Consider the following 20,348-nt stretch of genomic DNA (forward strand, 5'->3'; position numbering starts at 1 on the left):
AGCTACAGATTAATTACCTGGGCCGACCAAAGTAACTTCAATGCGACGATTCTGTGCACGGCCTTCTGGAGTTGCATTAGAAGCAATTAGATTGGATTCACCCATGCCTTGCGCAGAAATAAGACTCTGACTTACGCCCTTGCGAATGAGGTAGTCAACTACGTTATCCGCTCTCTTAGATGACAGATCGAGATTGGTTGTAATTCCTTGCTTACGAAGATCAGCGCCAATTGCAACATTATCTGTATAGCCACGAACCACTACCTTGGTATTTTTGAAGCCAGATAATGTTGGCGCCATTTTTGCCAATACCTGCTCAGCTTTGGCATTCAAACGATAGCCACCTTCTGGGAATAAAATTTTGTCGCGGATCGTGATTCGCAGCTCGCCCTGTAATTGGCGAATTTCTACTTCATCACCCTGGTAGGCCTGTTGAAGCTGGCTGTATGCCTGGTCCAATTGGTTGTATTTACCTTCGGTGACACAGGCACTCAAGAGCGCAAGTGCTGCAATAGATAAGGCCATTAATCCTTGTTTCATGAAACTCATGTCATTTCTCCAGATTCTGTAAAAAATTAGCCCTGCAGGCATTGAGACCACTATAGCCCAAAGGCTAGTTCACGCCCTTCAAATAGCCATAAAAAATCGTAATTTTTATGAAAAATCTATAAATAACCCGTTTTAAGCGCGCTCCGGGCCTTGAAATCGATTATCTATAAATTCGATCATAAATATCAAATTTATTCATTAGACAAATAATCAAGTGAGGTTCAAAATTCACACAGTTGCAGTAGTTACTAAAGAAATTGATTAACCAACACTAGGAGCACAGTATGTCCATTATTAATACCGCAGTTCAACCATTTAAAACAGAAGCTTTCCACAATGGTAAGTTTGTAACCGTTACTGACGAATCCCTCAAGGGTCACTGGTCAGTTCTGATTTTCATGCCAGCAGCTTTTACTTTTAACTGCCCAACAGAAATTGAAGATGCAGCTGAGAACTATGCTGAATTCCAAAAGTTAGGCGCTGAAGTGTATATCGTGACAACCGATACTCATTTCTCACACAAAGTGTGGCATGAGACTTCTCCTGCTGTTGGTAAAGCAAAGTTCCCGCTCGTTGGCGATCCAACACACACACTGACAAACGCTTTCGGTGTTCATATTCCTGAAGCTGGTTTGGCATTGCGTGGCACATTCATCATCAACCCAGAAGGCATCATTAAGACAGCAGAGATTCATTCAAATGAAATCGCTCGTGATGTTTCTGAAACATTGCGTAAGTTGAAGGCCGCTCAGTACACAGCAGCACACCCAGGCGAAGTATGCCCAGCTAAGTGGAAAGAAGGCGCAGCAACATTGACTCCATCTTTGGATCTCGTAGGCAAGATCTAAGTTGAATCAGTAATCCATAGACTCTCTTCGGAGAGTCTATTGGAGAGGACTAGATCCTGCCCAATAGACTCACCTAAAAAATACCCAAGGAAATCATCATGCTCGATACCAATATCAAATCCCAGTTAAAGGTATATTTTGAAAAGATAGTTAGCCCCATCGTTCTCGTGGCTAGCCTAGATGACAGCGACAGCTCCAAGCAGATGCTTGAACTCTTAAATGAAGTAGCTGAGCAGTCAGATAAAATCACCTTTAAAACAGATGGTCAAGCTGAACACAAGCCCAGCTTTACCGTTAGCAAGACTGATCAAGATGCCCGCATTACTTTTGCCGGCCTACCAATGGGTCACGAGATGACCTCTTTCATCTTGGCTATTTTGCAGGCTAGCGGCTACCCAGCCAAAGTCGAGCAAGAAGTAATTGATCGCATTACTAGATTGGATGGCAAGCTTTGCTTTCAGACCTTTATCTCTTTGTCATGCCACAACTGCCCTGACGTTGTTCAGGCGCTGAATTTAATGGCAGCCCTTAATCCAAACGTTACCCATGAAATGGTTGATGGCGCCCTTTACCAAGGCTTAGTAGATCAATACCAAATCATGGCTGTACCAACTGTGATTCTCAATGGCGAAGTATTTGGTCAAGGCCGCATGTGTGTTGAAGAGATTGTTGCCAAGCTTGATACCTCTACCCCTAAAGAAGAGGCTGCAAAGCTTTCTGCTAAGGAGTCCTTTGATGTTTTAGTCATTGGCGGTGGGCCTGCTGGTGCTGCTGCTGCAATCTACGCGGCACGTAAAGGTATTCGCACCGGCATTGTGGCTGAACGTTTTGGCGGGCAAGTCATGGACACTATGGGCATTGAAAACTTCATTTCTGTAAAAGAAACTGAAGGGCCTAAATTAGTGCAAGCACTCGAGCAACATGTGAAGAGCTATGAAGTCGACATCATGAATTTACAGCGCGCCAATGCCTTGCGCAAAACGAATCATGGCCTTGAAGTGGAATTAGCCAACGGCGCAGTACTCAATAGCAAGTCTGTAATCATCAGTACTGGTGCTCGCTGGAGAGAAATGAATGTGCCTGGCGAACAAGAATACCGCGGCAAAGGAGTTGCCTATTGCCCTCACTGTGATGGCCCGTTATTTAAAGGCAAGCGTGTAGCAGTAATTGGTGGCGGTAACTCTGGTGTTGAAGCTGCTATTGATTTGGCAGGCATTGTTAGCCATGTCACTCTCATCGAGTTTGATAGCAAGCTCCGTGCAGATGCAGTATTGCAAAAGAAGATGGCTAGCATGCCAAACGTAACCGTCATCATGAGCGCGCTCACCAAAGAAGTATTGGGTGCCAATGGCAAGGTCAATGGCTTGCGCTACCAAGATCGCACCAACAATACTGAGCATAATATTGAACTGGAAGGTATTTTTGTCCAAATCGGCTTGTTACCAAATACTGATTGGCTTAAAGGTAGCATCGATTTATCCAAGTACGGCGAAGTTATCGTTGATGCAAAAGGTGAAACTTCTTTGCCGGGTGTATTTGCGGCGGGAGACTGCACCACCGTTCCATACAAGCAAATCATTATTGCCATGGGTGAAGGCGCCAAAGCTTCGCTAGGAGCATTTGATTACCTCATTCGCTCATCGGTTACTGAGCCAGAAGAAGCGGTTGCTGCGTAAGCAACAATTAATCGGCAGTAAAACAAAAGGGAGTCTTTCGACTCCCTTTCTCATTTAAAGACAAATATGACTTATTCTGATTGACCTGGTCTAGGCGCTTGCCATGGCCAGCGGCCATCAATCTCTAAAGTCAGGGACCAGCTTAAGAAGCAGCGAATTAATACAATGGCGCCCAATACCGCTACACTAGTCAATGTTGGGCTAATGGCTACAGTACGGATCACATCCCCCGCCACCAGGACTTCGAGCCCCAGAATGAGCGAGCGCACGATTTGTATGCGAAAGGTTTTATAAGCAATATCGGCCGTCTGAGTAATCAGGCCTTTTGCAAAACAGAAGAGGCCCCATAAAACACCGATGGACACTACGGCCACTCCAAGAGCATCCATCACATCACTGACATCTCGAATAATTTCAATTTGATTCATGTTTCGGTCTTTTGAGATTGAATGCCCACATATTAGCTCGTTTAGCACTAGCCCCCGTTATAAATTACACTGTCCCACTGTTGCTATATTAAATCCAAGGAAATCAGAATGAGCTTGATTGACAAATTGCAGTGGCGCTATGCCACCAAAAAAATGGACTCCACAAAGTCCGTACCGCATGAAAAGGTAGAGTTAATCCTAGAGGCGATTCGCCTAACTGCCAGCTCTAGTGGTCTGCAGCCATACGAAGTATTTGTAATCACCAATAAAGCCATTCGCGAGAAGATTAAAGCCATTTCCTGGGACCAAACCCAGGTAGTCGATTCTTCTCACTTGCTCGTTTTTGCCGCTTGGGATACCTATACGGCAGACCGAATCAATCAATCATTTGATATGACTGAGAAGCTGCGCAACTTCAAAAGCGAAGCTGGTGACATCTACCGCCAGAAGCTGCTTAGTGGTTACACCGCAAGAGATGCTGAAACGAACTACACACATGCTGCAAAGCAAGCTTATATTGGACTTGGTACTGCCCTCATTGCGGCAGCGTACGAGCAGGTAGATTCCACACCAATGGAAGGCTTTGATGCTGCAGCTCTCGATGAAATCCTCGACCTTAAGGCAAAAGGCTTACGCAGTGTTGTTATGCTGCCGCTAGGCTATAGAAAGGCTGATGAGGACTGGTTGCTTAACTTGAAAAAAGTCAGAAAGCCTAAGGAAGACTTTGTTACTTGGATTGAGTAAGGAATAGAAGTATAGAAAAAGTAAAAGCCACCCGAGGGTGGCTTTTTTAACAGCAAAATTAACTATTCAGTTAATTAAGCAGCTTTACGGCTTTTAGCAGCTGGCTTAGCAACAGCGTATTGGCCTTGAATGTTTGCCAAAGCAGCATCAACACTCTTCTCAAAGTTAGCAAATGCGTCAGTTGCAGATGCGCGAACTTGGTCAAACTGTTGGAGTGAAGAATCAAATGCAGTTTTGAATGCAGAAACAAAAGCCTCTGAACCAGCAGGAGCTGTCTTAGTAGCTTCTTTAACAAACTTAACCAAATCAGCACGTGCGTCATCAATAGAAGCGTCAACTACTTGAGCAACTTCTTTGTTACCGTTACGAACTACTTGGTTTACCTTAGCTTGGTAAGCAGCAGCATATTTAGCAGCTTCTTGAGCAGCTTCTGGCTGAGCTAATTTAGCTAATTGCTGTGGATCCTTGATTGCCAACAATTGTGTGCTTGTATCTTGAGCAGCAACTAAAGCATCTTTAGCAGCAGCTTGGTTGATTTCAGCTAATTCTTGAGCGCTTTCAACAGCAACTTGTGCCAAATGTTTAGCAGTTTCGATTGCTTTAGCTTGTGCAGAAGCGAGTTGGTCGTTTAATTGAGTTTGAAACATGATTTATCCTAACTTTAAGTAAATGAGGGGGTTTTTATTGCGATGCACCATTTTAAGATCCCCATTTTCCAAAAGCAAGATATTTTTGTTGCAAAGCAACATATATTTTCTAAAACCCCATTTGAAGGCCTTAAATGGGGTTTATTGGGCTATTAAATTCTAATTTTCCCATATAGTTTTTAGGGGAATTAGCTAGAAACTTCCAAAAATCAATATCAATAAAGGCTTGAGCTCCCTTATTTTACCCAGGTAGTAAATTCCTCTGCACTGACTCTAGGGGTACGAAAACTGTTCACTAACGCGTTTTTGTCGGCATAACCTAGTGCCATACCGCACACAAGCATCTCGTTCTCTTGCGCACCAATACAAGGCAGGATGATCTTTGCGTAATCATTCCAAGCAGCTTGTGGGCAGGTATCCAAACCCTCACCTCTGGCAGCAACCATCATATTTTGCAAGAACATTCCATAGTCAAGCATCGAGCCCCTACCAAGCTCTTTATCGATAGTAAAGAAGATGCAAACTGGCGCACCAAATGCCTCAAAGTTTTTCCGATGCTGTGCATGCATCTTATCTTTATCGCCTTTAGTAATCCCTAATAAACCATACAGGCCCCAACCGTTTTCACGACGCCTATCTATATAAGGGCTAAACCATTTTGTGGGGTAATAGTCGTAGGCGGATTGATATTCTTTTGCCAAATCGGGATTGAATGCAATTTCATCATAAGCAGCGCATACTTTTTTGCATAATTCATCAAGCGCCTTACCCTCTACAACATAGGCCTTCCAAGGTTGTGTATTAGTACCCGAGGGTGCACGCGCAGAAATATTGAGTAACTTGAGCACGGTCTCTTTGGAGACGGCTTCTTTTGTAAACGCTCTTACCGACATACGCGAGGTAATTGCCTCGGCTGGAGTTAATGTCTTCATAAAGATTCCTTAGCTTTATTTAGGTTTAGCGCTACTAGCTCTTGCCTTATGTAGCTTACGATAACTATCGATCAAACGATGATGCCTATCTAGCCCCTCTAACTTCATACTCGTTGGCGTTAAACCGCAGAAACGAACACTGCCATCGATTGAACCTAAAACAGCATCCATCCTAGCATCGCCATACATACGGCGGAAGTTCGATTCGTAGTCTGTCATCTCTAATTCATCATCTAGGTGAACTTCAAGGGCAGCATCTAGAGCTTGGTAAAACAATTTACGCTCTACTGTATTGTCGTTGTACTGAAGAAAGGCGCCCACTAGCTCATGTGCTTCCTCAAATTGCTTTAGCGCAAGATGAATCAATAGCTTTAACTCGAGAACGGTGAGTTGGCCCCAAACGGTATTCTCATCAAACTCAATGCCAATTAAGGTGGCGATGTCACCATACTCATCTAGTTCGTTATTCTCAAGGCGATCCAGTAGAGCTGTTAGGCTGGCATCGTCTAGTTGGGATAAATTGAGAATATCCTTGCGGAACAGCAAGGACTTATTAGTGTTGTCCCAAATCAGGTCTTCGATCGGATAAACCTCCGAATATCCTGGCACCAAAATCCTGCAGGCTGTTGCGCCCAGTTGATCATAGACAGCTACATAAGCCTCTTTGCCAATCTCTTTCAGAATACCGAACAGAGTTTCAGCTTCTCTAGCATTCGAATCCTCACCCCTGCTAGAGAAGTCCCACTCTACAAATTCATAATCTGATTTGGCGCTGAAGAAACGCCAGGACACAATGCCGCTGGAATCAATGAAGTGCTCAACAAAGTTATTGGGCTCAGTTACCGCCTCGCTAGCAAAGGTAGGTGGAGGCAAATCATTCAGACCTTCTAAGCTTCGACCTTGCAATAACTCAGTCAAACTTCTCTCTAAAGCAACTTCAAGACTTGGATGTGCGCCAAATGAGGCAAAGACACCACCTGTTCTTGGGTTCAATAAGGTAACGCACATCACTGGATAGATGCCGCCTAGAGATGCATCTTTAACTAATACTGGGAAGCCCTGCTCCTCCAGACTCTGAATACCAGCCAGAATACCGGGATATTTCGCGAGCACTTCTTGCGGCACATCCGGCAATGCAATTTCGCTTTCTAGAATTTCACGCTTTACTGCTCGCTCAAAAATCTCTGACAAGCACTGCACCTGGGCTTCGGCTAAGGTATTGCCAGCGCTCATCCCATTACTGACGAACAGATTCTCAATCAGGTTGGGTGGAAAATACACAGTCTCGCCGTCAGATTGCCGTATATAGGGCAATGAGCAGATACCACGCTCTACATTACCGGAATTGGTATCCACTAGATGTGAAGCTTTTAGCTCTCCATCTGGGTTATAAATGTTTTGACAGTATTCATCTAGAATTTCAGTGGGCAATGCATCTTTCTTACCAGGCTTGAACCAACGCTCATTGGGGTAATGTACAAATTCTGCATTAGCAATGTCCTCGCCCCAATATGCACCGGCATAAAAATGGTTATTACTCAAGCGCTCGATATATTCACCCAGAGCAGAAGCCAAAGCGCTTTCTTTGGTTGCGCCTTTACCATTGGTAAAGCACATCGGGGAATGCGCATCACGAATATGCAAGGACCATACATTTGGAATCAGGTTGCGCCACGACGCGATTTCGATCTTAATACCCAGGTTAGCCAAAAGACCTGACATATTGGCAATGGTTTGCTCTAGGGGCAGATCTTTACCCAAAATATGGGTGCTAGCGCTAACGTCAGGCCTTAAGGTCAATAGACTCTGCGCATCAGCGTCAAGATTGGCAACTTGCTCAATAACAAACTCGGGACCCTCCTGAACAACTTTTTTAACCGTACAACGCTCAATTGATCGCAGAATACCTTGTCGATCAGTTGCTGAAATATCGGCCGGCAGCTCAACTTGAATCTTAAAGATTTGTTTGTAGCGATTTTCTGGGTCGACAATATTGTTTTGCGAGAGACGGATATTCTCAGTAGAAATATTCCGAGTTTCGCAGTACAGCTTTACAAAATAAGCTGCACATAAAGCTGATGAAGCTAAGAAGTAGTCAAATGGTCCTGGCGCAGATCCATCGCCCTTATAGCGGATTGGTTGGTCAGCAATGACCGTAAAGTCATCAAACTTTGCTTCTAGACGAAGCTTATCGAGAAAATTGACTTTAATTTCCATGGGGATGATTCCAAAATAGTGCGAAAGATGGCATGAGCGCTATTATCCCCCGCAACACCATTACCGTCCCCGCATCAGTCGAGTAGATGACCAGTCTTTACAAAGATAGTGCAGCCTTCTTTGCTAAAAGGCTGATGCAGACTCATATGAGGGCTTCTAATCCAGGAACCAGCAGGATAGCGCCCATGCTCATCCTCAAATACGCCTTCAACCACAAAGATTTCCTCACCGCCGTAATGTTTATGGGGATTGAAATAGGTCTGAGGAGCCCATCGAACTAAAGTAGATCCGCTACCTTGTTGCATTAGTGGCATTACATTAAGACCGGGAACCATACCCTGGTACCAAGGAGCAGTTTTAGTGTTAATGACTTCTCGCTCCAATTGATCTGGACCCAGATGCCGTAGCTTCACAAACAGAGTGCAGCCAGTTTGACTAAATGGCGCATGAGAGGATCCCGGGGGATTCATGAGATAGGTGCCGGCAGGGTAGTCTCCTGTCTCGTCACTAAAGATACCATCTAAAACCAAGATCTCCTCACCAAATTCATGTGTGTGAGTTTTAAATTGGGTTCCAGCTTGATAGCGCACGATAGAAGTTGCCTTTGCCACTTCATCACCGATACGATCGAGCATACGGCGCTCAACCCCAGGCTCAGGACTAGGTACCCATGGTAAGTCATGGTGGTTTACAACGACTTTCTTGCTGTAATCAGAATTGATATTCACTTAGGACATTTCATATATACAAACATAGCTAAGCATAGCAAGCAAATAGAGTTGATGCTGAATAGGCCCTCAAATTAGAGCTCTATCACTTTATTTTTATAAGCTCCAGCCAGGGCTTTTTTCAATATCTTATAGATATCGAGATCAAACTCACCTTCTCCAAACTCAGCCAATTCATGAAGTTCATCGTGATTGATAGCAGTACCCAGGTAACACCACCTATCTACTACGATCATCTCATCACCCTCTTTAATGGCAATAGCTCCGGAATAAGGCCATACCTGCACCTTGAATAACTCCATTACTGTCCTCAATTGCAGGTTGTGCATAGCAACCGGTTTGAGATTGATGCAAGCTCCCTCACATTGCTTCACCTGATATCCAAAACAAGATTTGCCGTCCAATCTTTTTTCAAGTCCTAATAGCGCCTCACATAAGCGATGTTTTTTTGCAATCGCTTTTAAGCAAGAGTGCGCCTCTCGCTTGCTATAAAACAAACCGTATAAGTTCGCTTGCAGGCCGGGGGCAAGATGATGATGCGTTACCAGCTGAGGAACAAGGACTCCAGATGCATCCTCCTCTAAACGCCATGCGCATAAATCCTTAGATTTACGAAGTTTGATATTCATTACAGGCATGCGCTCTTTGATTAATTTGGATTCAAGAATTAAGGCGCCTAACTCACCAGTAGTCTCAATCCAATCAATGTCGCGAACTTGCAACGAAAGCTTCATTTCCTTACGCTGTGTTAATGCCCCCTGAAAATGTCCCATCACCCTACTGCGTAACGAGATACTTTTACCAATATAGAGTGGGGTCTTGTTATCCCCATAAAAGATATAGCAACCCGGGCCATCCGGAATTAAATCTACTGCATGCTGATCAATGTTTGGAGGAAGACTAGGGTTGCCAATCAGCTGGTTGATTGCCTGATTTAATTTATCAAACCCAACTTGAGATTCGCATACTCGCCAAAACTGAAGTAGTAGATCTGCATCGCCTAGCGCGCGGTGCCTAGCACTCACTTTCAATCCGTGCGCGCTAATAATAGTATCGAGATTATGACGAGGCTGTTCTGGAAACAACAATCTGGATAGCTTTACTGTACATAAGACTTTTGGCTTAAAGTCAATTCCGATTCTTTTAAAGGAGGCTTTGATAAACCCATAGTCAAATCTAGCGTTGTGAGCAACAAATATTTTTCCCTGAAGCTCTTTTGCCAACTCCTCAGCGATCTCAGAAAAACATGGTTGAGACTCGACCATAGATGGGACTATGCCCGTCAGTTTTTGAATGTTTTGTGGAATGAAGACCTGGGGGTTAATTAACCTTTCCCATACATGAATTTCATGACTTGCCAGGGTTTTAATCCCTATCTCTGTAATTCGATCACGCTCAAAATTCGACCCCGTGGTTTCAATATCAACAAATGCTAAATCAGGGTATGAGTGCAGCTTAACGTCCACGCTAAAGGTCTTAGATTTAATTAGTTTGTGGAGGTATCTCTATTCAAATATTCAGCAAAGCTAAAAATTGAGTTAGGACCACGAGGGATATTCTCCACCTTTTTAAAGGGGGTTTTAACTACCCTCTGAACTTCCCTCTTTCGCTTCTTTTCGTGCCCTACATTCATTAAAGGCTCAAGCGGCAAATAGGTCTTTCGCTCAGGGGCGGCCTGCGCCTCGCTAAACCGTGGAATGTAATCTTTGATTGCGGTAGCTAAAGTGACATTAGAGATGCAACCCATCATATAAGTTTCAAGCGATTGATAAAGGTCTTTAGCGATGTCTGCCACTTCGACTTTTTTCTTCTTAATTTGGTTCATCGCTAAAACAATATCTTTGATGGTGATGACTCGAGGGTCTTTTGATAGCAGATATCCACCAGATCGGCCTTTGATGCCAATCACAAGACCTGACTCCCTGAGTGGGCGTAGCAACAACTCAAGACGACTAATCGATATATGCTGCCTCTTTGAAATCTCTGGGACGGTTACAAGTTGCCCGTTTACGGAGTGACTGGCAATATCAACCAAAGTGTTGAGCGCTGACTTAACTGCTTTTGTGACTTCCATGGTTTTTTGGGTCTAAAAATGAGATTGGGGCTAGTATGAAACTGATTCCAAACTTGTGCTGCAGCACATTCATTAACCCTATTTCATTTATGGTTGAAGTTACAGTCCAGCGAACTCTTCTCAAGTAATAGGTGCAGTGGCGCACATAGCAATACAGCATTTTTCTCGCTACTTTGATCATCCCAAATGGGCTCTAACGGCAGCAATCAAAGGCAGCTGTTGCTCGCGCCTTAAAAACTGTCCTAACTCGACTCGTAAATGAGATTGGCTGATGTGGAATACCTTTGACTCCTCGGTTGGCAAGTCTATTTTTGCCCACTGTGTATTAAATTCATGGACAGTTTCCTTGTAGCCGATAAATTTTTTGACTATTAAGCGCTTGCCTTCAATTTCAATGGTTTCAGAATCGAGGGCATGCCGGCAATAGATTAAAAATCCAAGTGTTACCGCACTTAACTCTAAGGCCGTAAAAATGGGGATAACCCATACCCCCGCCAAAAAGAAGCCTCCCGCAACGATCAGCGAGAGACAGACCAAAACAATGTAAAACTGAAGCAGTTGCTTTGGCGTCAGCGCACAATTTCTTCGCATTTGCCAACGCTTCATTCTCAATCTACCTATTAGATGATTAGCTAAAAGGGTTAATGAATTTTTTTACGATCTTGCTCTTTGGCTAGCTGATCAGCGCTTCTTTGCTGAAAATCAACCATAGTGTGATAGCCCATTTGATAACAAGGGCAATACTTACCCAGAATCCAACGAGCGAGTTTAATACGAAGTTTTTGTAACATGGGTGCCTCCTAATGGCGTTGCTTTATTCTGACTCGGAATTACTCTGATCTACTTGCCTGCCGATGTCAGGCGCCAGATCTTTTGACTTGTTCAAGGTAAGGCTTGGGGCAGCCATTTTTTCTCCATCCCAAACTTGTCCACACCAGCACTCGCCAACATCATTAATGATGCAAACACCGGAGCCGCAGCATCGCTTATCTGGGGCTTTCATGGATATGCCTTCTCTAGAAATTGAAATTAAGACTATTCTAGGGTTTTTAGAGAATTAGTGCTTACCACTCGCCAGCAATGATGCAAAGTTCGTTATTTGAAACTAACCCCGCCGATTGCACCCGAAACCTGCTACCAAAGGATGGATGTGCTCATTACTATTCCGGCATCTTTTCTGAGCAGAAGACCACCCAATTAATGAATCAACTGAAAGAGTCTCTTGTTTGGGAATCTGATCGACTGGTTATGTTTGGCAAAACAATCACTACTCGCCGGCAAGTTGCTTGGGTGGGAGAGCCCTCTTGTTCCTACACCTACTCTGGGATAACAAAGAGTCCTCAAGGATGGACGCCCGAACTATTAATGATAAAAGCTAGGCTAGAAGAAATATCTCAATCTGAATTTAACTCTTGCCTACTCAATTTTTACCATGATGGTGATGACGGCATGGGATGGCATAGCGATGATGAGAAAGAGCTTGATGCATCGTCCCCTATTGCATCGTTTAGTCTTGGCGCTAAACGCAAGTTCGCCTTTAAACACAAGCAAGATAAAACAACCGTCTCTATATTCCTAGAAAATGGTAGCGTATTAATAATGCATGCACCTACTCAAGAATTTTGGCATCATGCCTTATTGAAAACAAAAACGATAGCTGAACCCCGCATTAACCTAACATTCAGAAAAATAATTAATACTTAGCGATGAGCTTACTTCCAAAACCATTTAGCGCACTTGTCATTGGAGCATCGGGGACTATTGGCTCCCACTTTGTAAAACTACTGCAGAATCATCCATCCTGCTCCAGGGTAATTGGCATTCATCGAAACTCTGATCATGCAATTGATTACCATCATCCACAGACTATTGAAGCTTCTGCAAGAAGTCTGGCTGAGTTAGGGCCATTTCAATTGATCATCAACACTATTGGTGTATTACATTCAGAAGAATGGATGCCTGAAAAGAAATTGGATGATTTAAATGCAACTCAATTGGCTGAGATGTTCAACACAAACACTATTGGTCCAGCCCTAACAATCAAGCATTTCTCAAAACTCTTGGATCCAAAACATAGCGTCATGGCAACGCTATCTGCCAAGGTGGGTAGCATTGAAGATAACCGCCTCGGAGGCTGGTATAGCTATAGAGCTTCAAAAGCCGCGCTCAATATGATCATCAAAACAGCCTCTATCGAATTTGCAAGAACGAAACCCAGTATTGCTTTGATTGCCCTTCACCCCGGCACCGTGAACTCTGGGTTATCACAACCTTTTCGCGGTCAGCAAATCGGCAGGGATCCTTTAGAAGCTGTGACTGATATGTTCAATGTCCTTGCGAATGTAAATAAGGAAGATTCCGGCAGCTTCCTGACTTACTCAGGTGAAAAATTGCCTTGGTAATATGAGCTATTGCTATTAAGGCGCAGGCTTAGTAATGGCATTGGAATGCATTGTGATTGCTGACTGAGCCAGCAGTCTTCCATGAATTATTGAGCTCACTCCAATGGTGACTGCTGTACCAGTCAACACCACTCCGTTAAAGGTAGATGTTGCTCCAACAGTAAGCGCAGTTTTAATTTGCCAAAAGACATTCTGGGGTAATGCGCCACCAGTTAAAGAAATATTACTTGTTGCCCCAGTAGTAAGCCCTCCTGCAACCTGAATGATCCATACGTCATTTGGGCCTCCATTGAGAGTCAAAGTGCTATTGGCAGATAAATTTAGATCCGCAAGCGAGCTGTAAAGGCCGGGCGCCAGTGACAGGCCATCTAAATTAGAGCTAGCAAATACAGTAGGGTTGGGCCTTCCAGCTGCATCACTATATGCAGCCAACATGTCGTTGGATGTACTAGCGATGTAGTCTGGTGTAGGGCTCGCATAGTCTTTAGCATAGACATTACCAGTCACCTGAGGATGAACTGACCTGATTTTTAGTACCACTCCAGAAGAGAGGATTGTTGATAATCTCTCACCTTAAAGGAGTGCTAAATATGGCAAAAGGTCAACGTCTTAAACCCGAACAAATCGTCACCTTATTGCGTCAAATCGATGTTTTAACCACCAATGGCAAAACCTTAGCTCAAGCTTGTAAAGAAGTGGGAACGGTTGAGCAAAGCTACTATCGCTGGCGCAAGATCTATGGTGGTATGAAGGTCGATCAGGCAAAGAAGTACAAAGATCTGGAACTGGAAAATACCCGGCTTAAGAAGCTCGTAGCGGACTTATCACTACGAGAGGTGATGCTCAAGGAAGTCATTAAGGGAAACTTCTAAGCCCTACTAGGCGTAAAAATGCAGCGCAGCTGCTCATGGACCAGCATTCTATCTCTGAGCGGACTGCCTGCAGTTTAGTGGGGCTATCCAGAGCAGCTTATCGCTATATGCCACTGCCTAAAGATGACGAAGAGCCGCTGAGAGCCGAAGTCATCCGCATGGCTAGCACCTATGGCCGGTATGGCTATCGATTTATTGCTGGGATGATGCGTAATAGCGGCTGGGGACAAGCGACTACTGCAAAGGTCGCTCGCATCTGGCGGCAAGAAGGCCTAAAGATCCCACAAAAGCAAGCTCCTAGAGGCAGACTCTGGTTTAACGATGGCAGTTGCATGAGGCTAAGAGCTACTGCCCCCAATCATGTTTGGAGTTACGATTTTGTCTTTATTAGAGATGCCTATGGGGGCAAGATCCGCATGCTCACGATGATTGATGAATACACCCGAAAGTGCCTAACGATCCACTGCGCTAGAAGGATTGGATCGGTCCAAGTGATTGAACAACTGGCAAACGCCATGATGATCCATGGTATCCCGCAATATATTCGATCGGACAATGGCCCAGAATTTATTGCTAAAGAGCTGCGGAGTTGGTTATCTGGTATTGGAGTGAAAACCGCTTACATTGAACCAGGGAGCCCTTGGGAGAATGGCTTTTGTGAAAGCTTTAACGGCACCTTCAGAGACAACCTTTTGGATGGGGAGATCTTTTACAACCTTAAAGAAGCCCAGATCATCGTGGGGGAGTGGGTCAAGCACTACAACCATGTCAGGCCGCATAGTGCATTAGGTTACAGGCCACCAGCACCCCAAACCCAAGTACCCAAACTATTGCAGAATCAACCCATGTTGCTGCAATGATTTACTATAGAAAAACTCTCTTTGGTAGTGGATCTAAATTGACAGCAGTTCACTTTTTCTTTAAAAAGGCTCACAATATTTTGGTGAGCCCAAGCCACTAAATCCTGATTTCCATTCTTATTTAATTCTGATTTGAGTGCTCCACTAAGGGTGATAAAGCCCTCATGATCTAATGCGTATGGTGGATTTTGATAGGGGTAGCACTTATCATCGCCAGTTAAAGCAAGAACTATTTCCATTAACCTAATGGTGTTCTCTGTATACAAGTTAGATTGATACATTTATTGCACCCCTTCTTAGTAGGTTGACTCATCGAGTAGCTAGTCTATAAAGTGTTTATGAGTTCGTCTGTGTGCAACCAAACATATGACAGATGTCTGGATACCGCTTAAAAACGGTGTAGCATCAAAAGAAAAACGACTTAGGAATTTCTCCCTAAGTCGTTGATTTCATTAGTGGGCCCGCTAAGTCCTAGACTCTTGACAAAAGACGGGCGGTTTATGCGGCATTACCTAGTTTTCCACAAGAGTCTTCTTTGGATTTATTTTTTTAGTGTGGATAAAAACTGCTTGATAGATTTATTTTGAAGATCATTTTCATTTGGCGTTGCGCCCGCTCCTGATAAATGGCCCATAGGTATCACATCATTAATCGCAACATATTTGATATGAGGGATATATTTTGCAGATTCTTTAGCATCAGATTCTGGATTTAATAAGTCCCCAGTACCCGCCAGAATAAGTGTCTTTGCTTTGATGGATTTCAAAGCAGCGATCGTATCGCCGTTGAAACCTTTTGTTTGCCCAATATCATGGCGATCATATGCACGTGACTGCCAAATCCAGTCATTTGCGTCCATGCGTTTCCAAGAAGCATCTTGAAGTTTAGTCAGAAAGTTGATTTCTGCCTCAGGGGTACTGAATTGTTGATTCTGGTAAGCGGGCGTTCTGACAATCACTCCACTCAACCATCCCGCCCACAAGCGCATCCCTTTTTCGACAGGCTCTTCATACTTCCCGCCCTGGTAAGCCGGGTCAGTCATGATGCTCTGTCTGAGCATCTCAAGCACCCCTGTAGTCCAGGCATGCGTTTTTGCTAGCGGAATAATTGGAACGATCGACTGCATTGCATCAGGATAAGAAACAGCCCATTGCAAGGCCTGCATGCCGCCCATGGAGGCGCCTACCACCGTCACTAACTTAGTAATTCCGAAATGCTCCGTGACTAAGCGATATTGACTATTGACCATATCCCGGATGTTAAATTCCGGAAAACCCACATTCGCCTGAGTTTGACTATTAGAAGGGGAGGATGTTAATCCATTACCAATAGCATCCGTGCAAATGACAAAGTACTTATCCGTATCTAACGCTTTGCCAGGGCCAATGAGGTAATCAATCCGATGATGATTCCCACCAATCGCCGTCACCATCAAAATAGCATTTGATTTATCTGCATTCAAAGTTCCTTGGGTTGTGTAGGAAATTTTGAAGTTCTCAATTGTTGATCCATTTTCAAGAGGAAAGTTACCCTCTGAATAGGTTTGATGAGCTGGCTCCACATCTTTATGGGCAAATAAACTGGTGGAGCAAAATGTCAGCGCCAAACATACACCAAGAAAATGTAATTTGATTTTCATAAGTATCCTTTTTGTTATAGAAAGATCTTACATTAGGGTCAAAATGTCTGCATACCCACATCATTAAAATGACCCAAAAGACAAAACCCCCACCATTTCTGATGAGGGTTTGCTTTTCTGGTGGACTCACTAGCGCCTGACACTGGATCAAGGAGCTCAATTCAGAAAGTATCTCAATTTAAAAATGGTTCTCAAAGATCATTTCTGATTTGGGGATGAATCCTGGCTTTGGCCATGCTGCTTTAATGGCTTTTCCAACCACTAACATCGCAGCAATGGCATAGTTTTTAGGTAACTGAATCAGCTCCGCCACCTTATCAAAATCAAAACCAACCATTGGGCAAGAATCATAGCCCATCGCCTTGGCTGAAAGCATCATGGTTTGCAACATAATTCCAGCAGAGCGCATTGCTTCGTCTCTCTGTAACTGCTCTTTGCCAGAGTAAAAAGGGTGAATCCAAGGAACTAAGATATCTTGGGCTTCCTTGGGTGCATTGACCCAATATCTGGCCGGATCCTTTTCCCATGCCTTTATATCAACAGTCACCACAAAGAGCAGTGATGCCTCGGTCACTTGAGCTTGATCGTGAGCAGCCTCTCGTAACTTTGCTCTTAAGGCTTTATCAGTCACATTGACTAAACGCCAATGCTGGATATTGAATGAAGAAGGTGCTTGCATAGCAAGCTCTAGTAGCAGGTCAGTCTCTTGTCTAGTAAATTCATGGCTTGGGTCAAAGTGCTTTACAGCTCTGCGTTCGCGGATTGCATCAAATGTATTCATCAACTTCTTTCGTGAAATTTAAACTCTGATCATAAGGCAATACTAAAAACTTCGACTATCTCTAGCTAGGGTTTTATTTTTCAGCCGGGCACACTGGGACTGGAACCTGAGACCAAGGGATTCCGGTTTGTGTAATTCTCATTACCACCTGGACTATTTTTCCACTAATCGCTTCGCATAGGAATCTGCATAAGCGGGTGACCTAAAAAGAAGAACAGGGTCGTTGGTTGGAGCGATGCCATCCGCCATTACCAGTGGATCAAAATTAATTTTTTCACAAACGCCGCCTTGCTGGGGGCTAGCTGACGTCAAAGTCAGAATACCCGCTTTTATTTCCTTTCGATTAGCTGGCCAGTAAACGGTTGGATTTTCTTGTTCATCCGATGGCTCACCAATTATGACAAGCATATCCCAGCGCACAGGACCCGCTTGGGTTTTGGCAATGATATCCTGATCCAAGAATCGAGTAGAAGCCGTTTTAAGCTCTTCATCGCTTAAGCGCTTAACTCCTTCTTGAGGGATAAAACGCCATTTAACTAAAGTTGTTTTATTGTTTTTGTTAATGAACTTAAACGTATGGATACTATAAAAATCACTATTGGCATAACTGGTGATCGGGTTATTTTGAGCCAGATATTCACTTAGTGCCCGTGCATCTGGATGACTTACTTTGTAAGCGGCTACCTTTTCGGGATCTGGCTTACTAGTAGCCGGGTCTGGGGTATTAGCAATTACTCCATCGTAAAAAGAATTTGGGGTAGATGCACCAAACACAGGAACATTGAGCATGGTGAAATGCTGTACAGCCTTTTTCGGCAACTCAAACTCCAGCGCCATACCCCTTGGGTTTCTCGCTGTATCTGGAATTTTTAGACTGCCGCCAGCTAGGGAGAATCTACCAATCACCGGTATTTTTTTTCCAGAAAATAAAGGTGAGTTTGTATAGGCTTGAATGGCTTTATCGCCAATAAATGAACCTGTTATACAAACTCCATTAATATGGTTGCGTCTTTGGCCTGGTGTAACGCCAAATTGTTTTTCAAGTGCCCCAACTACTTGATCAGCGCTTACTATATCTTGAGCAAATGAAGTTGCCGATACCAACAATGTCATCACAAAAAGCAATTTGCTGCGATGCATATCGATCCCCTTAATTAATTTAGACTAGTTAAGCATAATTACGGGATCTTTGCCTAACAATTAAATTATGATGCAAACCGTTACTTAAAGTAACGCTTAATAGATAAAAACGCCCACCATTTCTGATGAGGGTTTGCATTTCCGGTGAGATGTAATCTCGCGCATGCAAGAAATGGGCTTAGTTGCGACCCCAATATCTCTTGTAGAAACAAGGCAATTTTTGAGCAATAAGGCGAAAGTTTAGGGTGAGGCTGCATACAAATTAAATGCTATTGTGGATTGATTTTGGATGCACTTAAAAATAAGAGGCAGAAAATTACAGGCGGAAAGTCACCACTAGGATGCGTTACAGATAGCCGTAATTGTGTCGAGGGCTACTTTAAAAGCTATCTAAACGCCTAAGACCTTACGTTTGGTGATTTTAAGCTTTGGGAATAAGGCTGGCTAGCATATTAATGCTGGTCTGCCAGACTAGTGGCTATGAATGCGACATTACAGGATCTCACCCAATAAATAGGGAAGATACCAATATAGAAATATGGTGTTGCGGCTATGATTAAACAGCAGAGAATGCATAAAAAAGGGGCAACATGAATAAAAAATCCATCTTTATAAACATAGTGCTTGTTGCTACTACTCTATCAGTAGCAACAAGCGCATATTGCGGAACCTATGTTTATATTTCCAATACTGATGATGCTGATATATCTGCCTATGAATTAATAGCGGGGTCAAGTCCACACCTAAACTCGATTGGTCGTTTTCCCGCCGGAAAATTTGTAATGCCAATGGCAGTAACACCGGATGGGAAAAATTTATTTGCCTCGGTTCGCTCTAAGCCATTTGCTTTATATATGTACCAGATTGATCAGGCTAATGGACAGCTGAAATGGACTGGCGCCGTTCCCCTGCCAGACAGCATGGTAAGTGTATCCACCGATAAAACCGGTAAATGGTTATTGGCAACCTCTTTTGGTGGCCATAATAATAGCGTTAATCAAATTCAAACAAACGGCTATGTAAATCCTGTTCCGGCTGAAGCATTTCAGAGCGGCGGGAAAAATCCACATGCAATCGTATTTGACCAATCCAATAAGTTTGTCTATGTGCCACAGCTAGGTACAGATGAAATCAAAATTCATAGTTTTAATGCGTCTAAAGCCAAACCCCTTTCAGAGACTTCTACCTCAGTAGCTCTTAAAAAACAACAAGGACCAAGACATATCGTTATCTCAGCTGATAATAATTTTGCCTATGTCATCACCGAAATGACCGGCGAAGTTATTGTCTTTGCTAGGGATATCAAGTCGGGAACCTTAACTCAAATTCAAGCTACTTCAAGCCTTCCAAGTGATAGCAAGTTGGTGCCCGGCAGACCAAGACCTCCAACTGGCTCACCTGAGGCGACTGCTTTTGATGACTCTAATATGATCTTCTGCGCTGAAATTAAATTGACCCCTAATGGTAAATTTCTTTACACATCCGAAAGAACTAAGAGCACATTAAGCGGCTTTGAAGTAGATCCAGCAACAGGAAAAGTAAAATATTTATTTACCATTCCAACAGAGGAAATGCCTAGAGGATTTAACGTTGATCCTAGCGGGCAATTTTTAGTTGCTTCCGGGCAAAAGTCTGAAAAAGTTTCGCTTTATTCCATAAACCAAAGTACTGGCGAGCTCGCTCTAATTGAAAGAGTTCCTGGTGGTAAAGGTGCAAACTGGGTTACATTTGTAAAAACGAAGTAACACTATGATTCGCAAAACGAGAGCCACCTACGGGTGGCTTTTTTAATAGCCTAGAGCTTCATTCCT

Annotated in this window: 22 protein-coding genes; 7 read left to right on the forward strand and 15 right to left on the reverse strand. The window is 43.6% G+C overall.

Going from position 1 to position 20,348, the window contains the following annotated elements; all coding sequences use genetic code 11:
- Positions 1 to 9 precede the first annotated feature (9 nt).
- Positions 10 to 549, reverse strand: coding sequence for an OmpA family protein (locus ICV90_RS08210; protein ID WP_305849375.1), 540 nt, complete (start codon positions 547 to 549; stop codon positions 10 to 12).
- A gap of 284 nt (positions 550 to 833) precedes the next feature.
- On the opposite strand from ICV90_RS08210, the gene ahpC reads away from it, so the two are divergent.
- Positions 834 to 1,397 carry an alkyl hydroperoxide reductase subunit C gene (gene ahpC, locus ICV90_RS08215; protein ID WP_215358387.1) on the forward strand — a complete coding sequence of 188 codons (564 nt, stop codon included), beginning with the start codon at positions 834 to 836 and terminating at the stop codon, positions 1,395 to 1,397.
- 98 nt (positions 1,398 to 1,495) lie between these two features.
- The gene (gene ahpF, locus ICV90_RS08220; protein ID WP_215358389.1) at positions 1,496 to 3,073 is read left to right on the forward strand and encodes an alkyl hydroperoxide reductase subunit F; all 1,578 of its coding nucleotides are present in this window, start codon (positions 1,496 to 1,498) and stop codon (positions 3,071 to 3,073) included.
- Between the two features lie 71 nt (positions 3,074 to 3,144).
- On the opposite strand, the gene ICV90_RS08225 is transcribed toward ahpF, so the two are convergent.
- Positions 3,145 to 3,501 carry a DUF1622 domain-containing protein gene (locus ICV90_RS08225; protein ID WP_072584053.1) on the reverse strand — a complete coding sequence of 119 codons (357 nt, stop codon included), beginning with the start codon at positions 3,499 to 3,501 and terminating at the stop codon, positions 3,145 to 3,147.
- A 108-nt stretch (positions 3,502 to 3,609) separates the two neighbouring features.
- Between ICV90_RS08225 and ICV90_RS08230 the strand changes: the two genes are divergently transcribed.
- Positions 3,610 to 4,245, forward strand: coding sequence for an NAD(P)H-dependent oxidoreductase (locus tag ICV90_RS08230; protein ID WP_215358391.1), 636 nt, complete (start codon positions 3,610 to 3,612; stop codon positions 4,243 to 4,245).
- Positions 4,246 to 4,319: 74 nt separating this feature from the next.
- On the opposite strand, the gene ICV90_RS08235 is transcribed toward ICV90_RS08230, so the two are convergent.
- The 9 genes from ICV90_RS08235 to ICV90_RS08275 form a co-directional block, all read right to left on the reverse strand.
- Positions 4,320 to 4,892 (reverse strand): phasin family protein, encoded by a 573-nt coding sequence (locus ICV90_RS08235; protein ID WP_215358392.1) that lies wholly within the window; start codon positions 4,890 to 4,892, stop codon positions 4,320 to 4,322.
- A 236-nt stretch (positions 4,893 to 5,128) separates the two neighbouring features.
- Positions 5,129 to 5,824, reverse strand: coding sequence for a nitroreductase (locus tag ICV90_RS08240; protein ID WP_215358395.1), 696 nt, complete (start codon positions 5,822 to 5,824; stop codon positions 5,129 to 5,131).
- Between the two features lie 15 nt (positions 5,825 to 5,839).
- On the reverse strand, positions 5,840 to 8,041 hold the full coding sequence (locus ICV90_RS08245) for an OsmC domain/YcaO domain-containing protein (protein WP_215358397.1): 2,202 nt from the start codon (positions 8,039 to 8,041) through the stop codon (positions 5,840 to 5,842).
- Between the two features lie 74 nt (positions 8,042 to 8,115).
- Positions 8,116 to 8,769 (reverse strand): cupin domain-containing protein, encoded by a 654-nt coding sequence (locus tag ICV90_RS08250; RefSeq protein ID WP_215358399.1) that lies wholly within the window; start codon positions 8,767 to 8,769, stop codon positions 8,116 to 8,118.
- A gap of 74 nt (positions 8,770 to 8,843) precedes the next feature.
- Positions 8,844 to 10,235, reverse strand: a complete 1,392-nt coding sequence (locus ICV90_RS08255) for a 3'-5' exonuclease family protein (protein ID WP_215358401.1) — start codon at positions 10,233 to 10,235, stop codon at positions 8,844 to 8,846.
- Positions 10,236 to 10,255: 20 nt separating this feature from the next.
- Positions 10,256 to 10,843: an Rrf2 family transcriptional regulator gene (locus ICV90_RS08260; RefSeq protein WP_215358403.1), complete on the reverse strand. Its 588-nt coding sequence runs from the start codon at positions 10,841 to 10,843 to the stop codon at positions 10,256 to 10,258.
- 177 nt (positions 10,844 to 11,020) lie between these two features.
- On the reverse strand, positions 11,021 to 11,449 hold the full coding sequence (locus tag ICV90_RS08265; protein ID WP_215358404.1) for a DUF2244 domain-containing protein: 429 nt from the start codon (positions 11,447 to 11,449) through the stop codon (positions 11,021 to 11,023).
- Between the two features lie 35 nt (positions 11,450 to 11,484).
- On the reverse strand, positions 11,485 to 11,634 hold the full coding sequence (locus ICV90_RS08270) for a hypothetical protein (protein ID WP_215358406.1): 150 nt from the start codon (positions 11,632 to 11,634) through the stop codon (positions 11,485 to 11,487).
- Between the two features lie 23 nt (positions 11,635 to 11,657).
- The gene (locus ICV90_RS08275; protein ID WP_215358408.1) at positions 11,658 to 11,846 is read right to left on the reverse strand and encodes a hypothetical protein; all 189 of its coding nucleotides are present in this window, start codon (positions 11,844 to 11,846) and stop codon (positions 11,658 to 11,660) included.
- Between the two features lie 80 nt (positions 11,847 to 11,926).
- Here ICV90_RS08275 and ICV90_RS08280 point away from each other — a divergent pair, with 80 nt between their 5' ends.
- Together ICV90_RS08280 and ICV90_RS08285 are read left to right on the forward strand one after the other, a co-directional pair.
- On the forward strand, positions 11,927 to 12,547 hold the full coding sequence (locus tag ICV90_RS08280) for an alpha-ketoglutarate-dependent dioxygenase AlkB (RefSeq protein WP_256441489.1): 621 nt from the start codon (positions 11,927 to 11,929) through the stop codon (positions 12,545 to 12,547).
- Between the two features lie 2 nt (positions 12,548 to 12,549).
- Complete coding sequence (locus ICV90_RS08285) at positions 12,550 to 13,245, forward strand: SDR family NAD(P)-dependent oxidoreductase (RefSeq protein ID WP_215358412.1); 696 nt, start codon at positions 12,550 to 12,552, stop codon at positions 13,243 to 13,245.
- 15 nt (positions 13,246 to 13,260) lie between these two features.
- On the opposite strand, the gene ICV90_RS08290 is transcribed toward ICV90_RS08285, so the two are convergent.
- Entirely contained in the window at positions 13,261 to 13,785 is a 525-nt protein-coding gene (locus tag ICV90_RS08290) for an ice-binding family protein (RefSeq protein WP_371743836.1), read from the reverse strand.
- 50 nt (positions 13,786 to 13,835) lie between these two features.
- On the opposite strand from ICV90_RS08290, the gene ICV90_RS08295 reads away from it, so the two are divergent.
- Positions 13,836 to 14,977, forward strand: a protein-coding gene (locus ICV90_RS08295) for an IS3 family transposase (RefSeq protein WP_215356987.1) whose coding sequence is annotated in 2 segments (ribosomal slippage) — positions 13,836 to 14,103 and positions 14,103 to 14,977 — 1,143 coding nt in all. Because the reading frame shifts where the segments join, the coding sequence is not laid out codon by codon here.
- Positions 14,978 to 15,518: 541 nt separating this feature from the next.
- Here the strand turns inward: ICV90_RS08295 and ICV90_RS08300 are convergent.
- From ICV90_RS08300 to ICV90_RS08310, 3 genes are all read right to left on the reverse strand, one after another.
- Positions 15,519 to 16,616 (reverse strand): alpha/beta fold hydrolase, encoded by a 1,098-nt coding sequence (locus tag ICV90_RS08300; protein ID WP_215358416.1) that lies wholly within the window; start codon positions 16,614 to 16,616, stop codon positions 15,519 to 15,521.
- 178 nt (positions 16,617 to 16,794) lie between these two features.
- A complete protein-coding gene (locus ICV90_RS08305; RefSeq protein ID WP_215358418.1) occupies positions 16,795 to 17,397 on the reverse strand; it encodes a nitroreductase family protein in 603 nt (200 codons plus the stop codon).
- Positions 17,398 to 17,550: 153 nt separating this feature from the next.
- Complete coding sequence (locus ICV90_RS08310) at positions 17,551 to 18,510, reverse strand: catalase family peroxidase (RefSeq protein WP_251367825.1); 960 nt, start codon at positions 18,508 to 18,510, stop codon at positions 17,551 to 17,553.
- Positions 18,511 to 19,127: 617 nt separating this feature from the next.
- Between ICV90_RS08310 and ICV90_RS08315 the strand changes: the two genes are divergently transcribed.
- Positions 19,128 to 20,282 (forward strand): beta-propeller fold lactonase family protein, encoded by a 1,155-nt coding sequence (locus ICV90_RS08315; RefSeq protein ID WP_215358421.1) that lies wholly within the window; start codon positions 19,128 to 19,130, stop codon positions 20,280 to 20,282.
- The last annotated feature ends 66 nt before the right edge of the window (positions 20,283 to 20,348 follow it).

The sequence above is a fragment of the Polynucleobacter sp. JS-JIR-II-b4 genome, from assembly GCF_018687815.1.
Taxonomy (GTDB): domain Bacteria; phylum Pseudomonadota; class Gammaproteobacteria; order Burkholderiales; family Burkholderiaceae; genus Polynucleobacter.

Bases quoted from the DNA above. Each gene is read 5' to 3' on its own strand.
- ICV90_RS08260 (WP_215358403.1), bottom strand. From the start codon at position 10,843: ATGGAAGTCACAAAAGCAGTTAAGTCAGCGCTCAACACTTTGGTTGAT.
- ICV90_RS08210 (WP_305849375.1), bottom strand. From the start codon at position 549: ATGAGTTTCATGAAACAAGGATTAATGGCCTTATCTATTGCAGCACTT.
- ICV90_RS08270 (WP_215358406.1), bottom strand. From the start codon at position 11,634: ATGTTACAAAAACTTCGTATTAAACTCGCTCGTTGGATTCTGGGTAAG.
- ICV90_RS08235 (WP_215358392.1), bottom strand. From the start codon at position 4,892: ATGTTTCAAACTCAATTAAACGACCAACTCGCTTCTGCACAAGCTAAA.
- ICV90_RS08230 (WP_215358391.1), top strand. From the start codon at position 3,610: ATGAGCTTGATTGACAAATTGCAGTGGCGCTATGCCACCAAAAAAATG.
- ICV90_RS08275 (WP_215358408.1), bottom strand. From the start codon at position 11,846: ATGAAAGCCCCAGATAAGCGATGCTGCGGCTCCGGTGTTTGCATCATT.
- ICV90_RS08240 (WP_215358395.1), bottom strand. From the start codon at position 5,824: ATGAAGACATTAACTCCAGCCGAGGCAATTACCTCGCGTATGTCGGTA.
- ahpC (WP_215358387.1), top strand. From the start codon at position 834: ATGTCCATTATTAATACCGCAGTTCAACCATTTAAAACAGAAGCTTTC.
- ICV90_RS08305 (WP_215358418.1), bottom strand. From the start codon at position 17,397: ATGAATACATTTGATGCAATCCGCGAACGCAGAGCTGTAAAGCACTTT.
- ICV90_RS08310 (WP_251367825.1), bottom strand. From the start codon at position 18,510: ATGACATTGTTGGTATCGGCAACTTCATTTGCTCAAGATATAGTAAGC.
- ICV90_RS08285 (WP_215358412.1), top strand. From the start codon at position 12,550: ATGAGCTTACTTCCAAAACCATTTAGCGCACTTGTCATTGGAGCATCG.
- ICV90_RS08280 (WP_256441489.1), top strand. From the start codon at position 11,927: ATGCAAAGTTCGTTATTTGAAACTAACCCCGCCGATTGCACCCGAAAC.
- ahpF (WP_215358389.1), top strand. From the start codon at position 1,496: ATGCTCGATACCAATATCAAATCCCAGTTAAAGGTATATTTTGAAAAG.
- ICV90_RS08315 (WP_215358421.1), top strand. From the start codon at position 19,128: ATGAATAAAAAATCCATCTTTATAAACATAGTGCTTGTTGCTACTACT.
- ICV90_RS08225 (WP_072584053.1), bottom strand. From the start codon at position 3,501: ATGAATCAAATTGAAATTATTCGAGATGTCAGTGATGTGATGGATGCT.
- ICV90_RS08300 (WP_215358416.1), bottom strand. From the start codon at position 16,616: ATGAAAATCAAATTACATTTTCTTGGTGTATGTTTGGCGCTGACATTT.
- ICV90_RS08245 (WP_215358397.1), bottom strand. From the start codon at position 8,041: ATGGAAATTAAAGTCAATTTTCTCGATAAGCTTCGTCTAGAAGCAAAG.
- ICV90_RS08265 (WP_215358404.1), bottom strand. From the start codon at position 11,449: ATGAAGCGTTGGCAAATGCGAAGAAATTGTGCGCTGACGCCAAAGCAA.